We start from the raw sequence: 6,602 nt of genomic DNA on the forward strand, positions 1-6,602 counted from the left end.
GCAGAAGGTCCTTCTGAAGGACATGCAGCGTCATCCGTACAAGCAGCAGATCCTGCACCTGGATTTCCTGCGCATCAATGAGAACGAAGAAATCCGCGTTCGCGTTCCGCTGCACTTCCTCAATCAGGACACCTCGCCTGCAGGCAAGACCGCCGGCGTTATCATCATGCATGAGGTGACCGAAGTTGAAATCGCCTGTCTGCCGAAGGACCTGCCCGAGTACATCGAGGTGGATCTTGCGGGCCTGAAGGTCGACGACATCATCCATCTGTCTTCGCTCAAGCTTCCGACCGGAGCCCAGATTCCGGAGCTCAGCCTCGGCAAGGAACACGACATCACCGTGGTCAGCGCCAAGCTGGGCCGCGAAGAAGTCGATGTTGCAGCTGACGACGCAGCCGAAGGCGAAGAAGCCTCTGGTGACAAGAAGGATGCAGCTGGCGACAACAGCAAGTAGTCCGTCAAGCCTCCTGCTGCCCGCCAGCAAGGGGCGTTTCGACTGTCATGAATCGTTTGCGACTGATCGTAGGCCTCGGAAACCCCGGGGCCGAACATCTCAGAACCCGGCACAATGCCGGGTTCTGGTTCGTCGATGCCCTGGCCCAGCGTGAAGGAGCCAGGTTCGGCATCGAATCGAAGCTTCATGCGGAGACCGCGAAGGTCTCGCTCGGTGGTGAGCAGCTCCTGTTGCTCAAGCCGATCACATTCATGAACAAGAGTGGCATTGCGATCGCGTCGGCGCTGCGCTACTTCAAGATCGAACCCGAAGAAATGCTGGTCGCCCACGATGACCTTGATTTGCCACCTGGTGTGGCAAGGCTGAAGTTCGATGGTGGCCATGGCGGACAGAATGGGTTGCGCGATACGTTCGCGCATCTGGGACATGGCAAGTTTCATCGCTTGCGCATCGGAATCGGTCATCCAGGTCACAAGGACAGGGTCACCTCATGGGTGCTCGGCAGACCCGGGACCAATGATGAGCAGTCCATACTCGGCGGCATTGGTGCGGCGCTCGATGTGCTTCCACTGGCAGTTGCCGGAGACTTCAATGAAGCCATGAAGCGATTGCATACGGAGCGTGATTAGAGATTGGGGATTAGGGATTCGAATAGCAGCAATACGTGCATGGGTCAGGGCGAAAATCCGCTTTCACCCCTTTCGAATCCCAAATCCCGAATCCCGAATCCCGGACAAAAATCATGGGTATCAAATGCGGCATCGTCGGCCTGCCCAACGTCGGCAAATCGACCCTGTTCAATGCGCTGACCAAGGCGGGCATTGCTGCGGCAAACTTTCCGTTCTGCACGATAGAGCCCAATGTGGGTGTTGTGCCCGTTCCGGATCCGCGTCTCGAGGAGCTGGCGGATATCGTCAAGCCTCAAAAGACGATACCGACCTCCATGGAGTTCGTGGACATCGCCGGACTCGTCGCAGGTGCCTCAAAAGGCGAGGGTTTGGGCAACAAGTTCCTTGCCCACATCCGCGAAGTGGATGCCATGGCCCACGTGGTCCGCTGCTTCGAGCATCCGGATATCGTCCATGTCTCCAACAAGATCGATCCGATCTCTGATATCGAGACAATCGACACCGAGCTTGCGCTTGCCGATCTCGAATCCGTGGACAAGGCGCTCAACAAGGTCGAGCGCGCGGCCAAGGCAAATGACAAGGAGGCGCTGGCAAAGCGGCCTGTCTTGCAGAAGCTGGCAGCCTGCCTCAATGAAGGCAATCCGGCCCGCTCGGCCGGGCTTGATCAGGAAGAGTTGGCGCTGATTCGTGATTTGTTCCTGCTTACGCTCAAGCCTCTGATGTATATAGCAAATGTTCTAGAGGATGGGTTCAGTGACAATCCGCTCCTGGACAAGGTTCGTGAGCGGGCAGAGCGCGAAGGTGCAGAAGTCGTGCCGGTATGCGCCGCGATCGAGGAGGAGCTATCCCAGCTGGATGAGAAGGATCGCGATGATTTTCTGGCCGACATGGGGTTCGACGAACCCGGGCTGAATCGGGTCATTCGTGCCGGTTACCGATTGCTCGGCATGCAGACCTATTTCACGGCAGGGGTCAAGGAGGTTCGCGCATGGCAAGTCCGGATCGGTGCAACGGCTCCACAGGCTGCTGCCGTCATTCATACCGATTTCGAGCGCGGGTTCATCCGGGCTGAAACGATCGCCTACGATGATTTCATGAAGTATCGTGGTGAAGCCGGTGCCAAGGAGGCGGGGCGCCTTCGCCTGGAGGGCAAGGAATACATCGTCAAGGAAGGCGACGTCCTGCATTTCCGCTTCAACGTCTGATCCTGGGAGGATCCAGCCATGTCCGGCCAGCAGCACATTCTGGAGTTTCGCTTTCTCGCAGAGCCGACTGATGTGAATTTCGGCGGCAAGGTGCACGGTGGAGCAGTCCTGAAATGGATTGACCAGGCCGCTTACGCCTGTGCGGTGGCCTGGAGTGGCAAATACTGCGTTACCGCTGCCATGGGCGGCATTCAGTTCGTGGCCCCAATCCTGATTGGTGATTTTGTTCATGTTCGTTGTCGCCTGGTCCACACGGGCCGCTCGAGCATGAATCTGATGGTTGACGTTCGAGCGCGCGACCTGCGGTCGACCGAAGATCGACTTGCGACCCAGTGCGTGCTGACTTTCGTGGCACTGGACGCCCCGGACGGCAAGCCGACGCCGGTGCCAGGCTGGACGCCGAAGTCCGAGGAAGATCGGTCATTGGCGCGGTATGCGGAGAAAGTCATGGATGCGCATAGAAGGATCGACGAGGAGGTCTCTGATCTGCGCCCGCCGCCATTCAGGGCCGATTCCTGAGACAAGCCCCGTTGCAGAGGCCTCAATAGACGCAATTTTGCCTCCTCGAGCTGCCCGAATCGGGTCGTGGCACCACTTTTGCTGTTGACACCTAGGGCCTGCTCCGCGAAAATGCGCGGCTCCGCGTATGGATGCAAAACGACTTGACTGGCAGAACCGACCCTTGGTCGGTTGGTCTGCGTGTCTGGCGACTGCAGAAATCCAGCGGTGAATCGGGTAAGTGCGACGCGTAACAGGCGCGAGCCCGGATCCAAAGACAAGATTCAGACGACAAGTTTTCTGGAGGGATACCCAAGCGGCCAACGGGGGCAGACTGTAAATCTGCTGGCTTACGCCTTCGGTGGTTCGAATCCACCTCCCTCCACCAGTTATGGAAGTGCGGAACAGTTTAAAGGAGGTGGTGAGAACCGCCTTTGTGGTTCGCCAGATCGCTGATGCGATCTGGAACGTGACGCGAAAGCGGCGCGGCCCCGGAGGGGCGAAGGGCAGGATGCCCGGAGTCATCCACCTCCCTCCACCAGTTTCATGCTCCACCAGATGCAACGAGATTCGAAATTCGTGATCCGGGATTCGCAAGAGCGCCAACAATGGCTTCTACGAATCCCGAATGGCGAATCCCGAATCCCGGCTCCAAGCGGGAGTAGTTCAATGGTAGAACATCAGTTTTCCAAACTGATTACGAGGGTTCGATTCCCTTCTCCCGCTCCAAAAAAATCGGTTTCACCGTATTTGCAAGTTTCGCTCACGTAGCTCAGTCGGTAGAGCACTTCCTTGGTAAGGAAGAGGTCGATGGTTCGATTCCATTCGTGAGCACCATTTTAAGATGGCGATCGAGTCTGATCGCGATGACCGAGAAGCGCCCCATCGTGGTCGCACTGTTTAGAGAAGCTTCCTTTCCATAGGTCTCAGAGAAATGTCCAAGGAAAAATTCGAGCGCAAGAAGCCCCACGTCAACGTCGGCACGATTGGTCACGTTGACCACGGCAAGACGACCTTGACAGCGGCGCTGACGAAGATCGGTGCAGAGCGTTTTGGTGGCGAATTCAAGGCTTATGACGCGATCGACGCGGCGCCGGAAGAAAAGGCGCGCGGAATCACGATTTCGACCGCGCATGTGGAATACGAGTCGCCTAACCGCCATTACGCGCACGTTGATTGCCCGGGCCATGCCGACTACGTGAAGAACATGATCACGGGTGCGGCACAGATGGACGGTGCGATCCTGGTCTGCTCGGCCGCTGATGGTCCGATGCCGCAGACACGCGAGCACATCCTGCTGGCTCGCCAGGTGGGCGTGCCGTACGTGGTGGTGTTCCTGAACAAGGCTGACATGGTCGACGATGCCGAGCTGCTCGAGCTGGTCGAGATGGAAGTGCGTGAGCTGCTGTCGAAGTACGAGTTCCCGGGCGACGACACGCCGATCATCCATGGTTCGGCGCTGAAGGCGCTGGAAGGCGACCAGTCCGAGATTGGCGTACCGGCGATCATCAAGCTGGTTGACGCGCTGGATAGCTGGATTCCCGAGCCGCAGCGTGACGTTGAGAAGGCATTCCTGATGCCGGTCGAGGACGTGTTCTCGATCTCGGGTCGCGGCACGGTGGTTACTGGCCGTATCGAGCGCGGTGTGGTCAAGGTCGGTGAAGAAATCGAGATCGTGGGCATCCGCCCGACGGTGAAGACGACGGTGACGGGCGTTGAGATGTTCCGCAAGCTGCTCGACCAGGGCCAGGCAGGCGACAACGCCGGACTGCTGCTGCGCGGCACCAAGCGCGACGACGTCGAGCGCGGCCAGGTGTTGGCCAAGCCGGGATCGATCACGCCGCACACGAAGTTCGAAGCCGAGGTGTATGTGCTGTCGAAGGAAGAGGGTGGTCGTCATACGCCGTTCTTCAAGGGCTATCGCCCGCAGTTCTACTTCCGCACGACGGACGTAACGGGTGCGTGCGAGCTGCCGGAAGGCGTCGAGATGGTGATGCCGGGTGACAACGTGAAGATGGTGGTGACATTGATCGCCCCGATCGCAATGGACGATGGTCTGCGCTTCGCGATCCGTGAAGGCGGTCGTACCGTCGGCGCCGGTGTCGTTGCCAAGATTCTCGAGTAACCAAGAAACAACTACCGAGCGGCATGGGGTGTGCGCGCCCCTTGCCCCAACCAGGAAACGGCAATGGCAGACCAGAAAATTCGCATCAGGCTCAAGGCATTTGATCATCGCCTGATCGACCGTTCGGCAAGTGAGATCGTGGAGACGGCCAAGCGCACAGGTGCGCAGGTCCGTGGACCGATTCCACTCCCGACCAAGATTGAGCGTTACACCATTCTGGTGTCGCCTCATGCAGACAAGGATGCGCGCGACCAGTATGAGACACGCATTCACAAGCGCGTTCTGGATATCGTTGATCCCAACGACAAGACCGTGGATGCCCTGATGAAGCTCGACCTGGCGGCTGGTGTAGACGTCCAGATCAAGCTCTACTGATAGCGGCATATAGGACACGATGATGAGTATCGGATTGGTAGGCCGCAAATGCGGCATGAGCCGAATCTTCACAGAAGATGGCCGCTCGATTCCGGTGACGCTGATTGAAGCGACACCGAACCGGGTGACCCAGGTGAAGACGACGGAAATCGATGGCTACAACGCCATCCAGGTAACGGCCGGAAGCAAGCGCGCAGCGCTCGTGAACAAGCCGTTGGCCGGGCATTACGCCAAAGCAAAGGTCGAGGCAGGCCGGGGCTTGTGGGAGTTCCGTCTGGAAGCAGACGAGCTCGCGAAGTTCAGCGTTGGTGGTGAGGTCAAGGTTGACGAAATCTTCACGGTCGGTCAGATCGTGGACGTCGCCGGCATCACCAAGGGCAAGGGCTTTCAGGGCACCATCAAGAAGTACAACTTCAAGATGGGTGATGCGACGCACGGTAACTCGCTGTCGCATCGTTCGCCGGGCTCGATCGGTCAGCGCCAGACGCCGGGACGTGTGTTCCCCGGCAAGAAGATGGCTGGTCACATGGGTGCAGTTCGTCGCTCGTCGATGAATCTCGAAGTCGTCAAGATCGACAGCGAGCGCCACCTGATCGCGATCAAGGGTTCTGTGCCGGGTGCGCAGGGCGGCAACTTGATCATCCGTCCTGCGGTCAAGGCATAAGGAGCGTAGTGATGGAACTCAATGTCATAGGCTCCAAGCCCGTTACGGTTTCCGAAGCTGTTTTCGGCAAGGAATTCCGCGAGGACCTGGTACATCAGGTGGTTGTTGCGTACCGTAATGCTGGACGTTCCGGCACCAAGGCGCAGCTGACTCGCTCGGAAGTAAGGGGCACAACCAAGAAGTCGAAGAATCAGAAGGGTGGCGGTGCACGCCATGGTGCTCTGAAGGCTCCGATTTTCATTGGTGGTGGTGTTACCTTTGCAGCGAAGCCTCGCAGCTTCGCCCAGAAGATCAATCGCAAAATGTTTCGCGGTGCACTGATATCGATTCTGTCTGAACTGAATCGCACAGGTCGACTGCGCATCATTGAGTCGTTTGGTATCGACACGCCGAAGACACAACCGCTGGTTGCCAAGTTGGCGGAGCTCGAAGCTTCCGGACGTTGCGTCCTGATTTCCGAGAATGCTTCTGAGTCCCTGTACCTTGCGGCTCGCAATATTCCGTATGTGCATGTAGTCGATGCGGCGGCGATCGATCCGGTCAGTCTGGTCGGTGCGGATCACGTGCTGATGACTGTCGATTCGATCAAGAAGATCGAGGAGTGGCTGGCATGAAAGAGGCTCTCTACAACGTGCTGCGCGCTCCGCTGATC

The 6,602-nt window shown here is 58.1% G+C and carries 8 protein-coding genes and 3 tRNA genes; all 11 read left to right on the plus strand.

The window, feature by feature from the left end:
• The coding region (locus WBP53_RS10990; protein WP_423928847.1) for a 50S ribosomal protein L25 at positions 1-454 on the plus strand (454 nt) is incomplete at its 5' end.
• A gap of 47 nt (positions 455-501) precedes the next feature.
• Entirely contained in the window at positions 502-1,083 is a 582-nt protein-coding gene (gene pth, locus WBP53_RS10995; protein WP_423928849.1) for an aminoacyl-tRNA hydrolase, read from the plus strand.
• 113 nt (positions 1,084-1,196) lie between these two features.
• On the plus strand, positions 1,197-2,288 hold the full coding sequence (gene ychF / locus WBP53_RS11000) for a redox-regulated ATPase YchF (protein ID WP_423928851.1): 1,092 nt from the start codon (positions 1,197-1,199) through the stop codon (positions 2,286-2,288).
• An 18-nt stretch (positions 2,289-2,306) separates the two neighbouring features.
• A complete protein-coding gene (locus WBP53_RS11005; protein ID WP_423928853.1) occupies positions 2,307-2,807 on the plus strand; it encodes an acyl-CoA thioesterase in 501 nt (166 codons plus the stop codon).
• Positions 2,808-3,088: 281 nt separating this feature from the next.
• Positions 3,089-3,174 (plus strand) — tRNA-Tyr (locus tag WBP53_RS11010).
• A 267-nt stretch (positions 3,175-3,441) separates the two neighbouring features.
• Positions 3,442-3,515: transfer RNA gene (locus WBP53_RS11015), tRNA-Gly, on the plus strand.
• Positions 3,516-3,547: 32 nt separating this feature from the next.
• A tRNA-Thr gene (locus WBP53_RS11020) sits at positions 3,548-3,623 on the plus strand.
• Between the two features lie 97 nt (positions 3,624-3,720).
• A complete protein-coding gene (tuf, locus tag WBP53_RS11025; RefSeq protein WP_423928855.1) occupies positions 3,721-4,911 on the plus strand; it encodes an elongation factor Tu in 1,191 nt (396 codons plus the stop codon).
• Positions 4,912-4,974: 63 nt separating this feature from the next.
• The gene (gene rpsJ / locus WBP53_RS11030; RefSeq protein WP_092406388.1) at positions 4,975-5,286 is read left to right on the plus strand and encodes a 30S ribosomal protein S10; all 312 of its coding nucleotides are present in this window, start codon (positions 4,975-4,977) and stop codon (positions 5,284-5,286) included.
• A 22-nt stretch (positions 5,287-5,308) separates the two neighbouring features.
• Positions 5,309-5,950: a 50S ribosomal protein L3 gene (gene rplC, locus WBP53_RS11035; protein ID WP_423928857.1), complete on the plus strand. Its 642-nt coding sequence runs from the start codon at positions 5,309-5,311 to the stop codon at positions 5,948-5,950.
• A gap of 11 nt (positions 5,951-5,961) precedes the next feature.
• Positions 5,962-6,564, plus strand: coding sequence for a 50S ribosomal protein L4 (gene rplD, locus WBP53_RS11040; RefSeq protein WP_423928859.1), 603 nt, complete (start codon positions 5,962-5,964; stop codon positions 6,562-6,564).
• Positions 6,565-6,602 lie beyond the last annotated feature (38 nt).

It is taken from the genome of Dokdonella sp. (assembly GCF_049593775.1).
Classification (GTDB): domain Bacteria; phylum Pseudomonadota; class Gammaproteobacteria; order Xanthomonadales; family Rhodanobacteraceae; genus Dokdonella.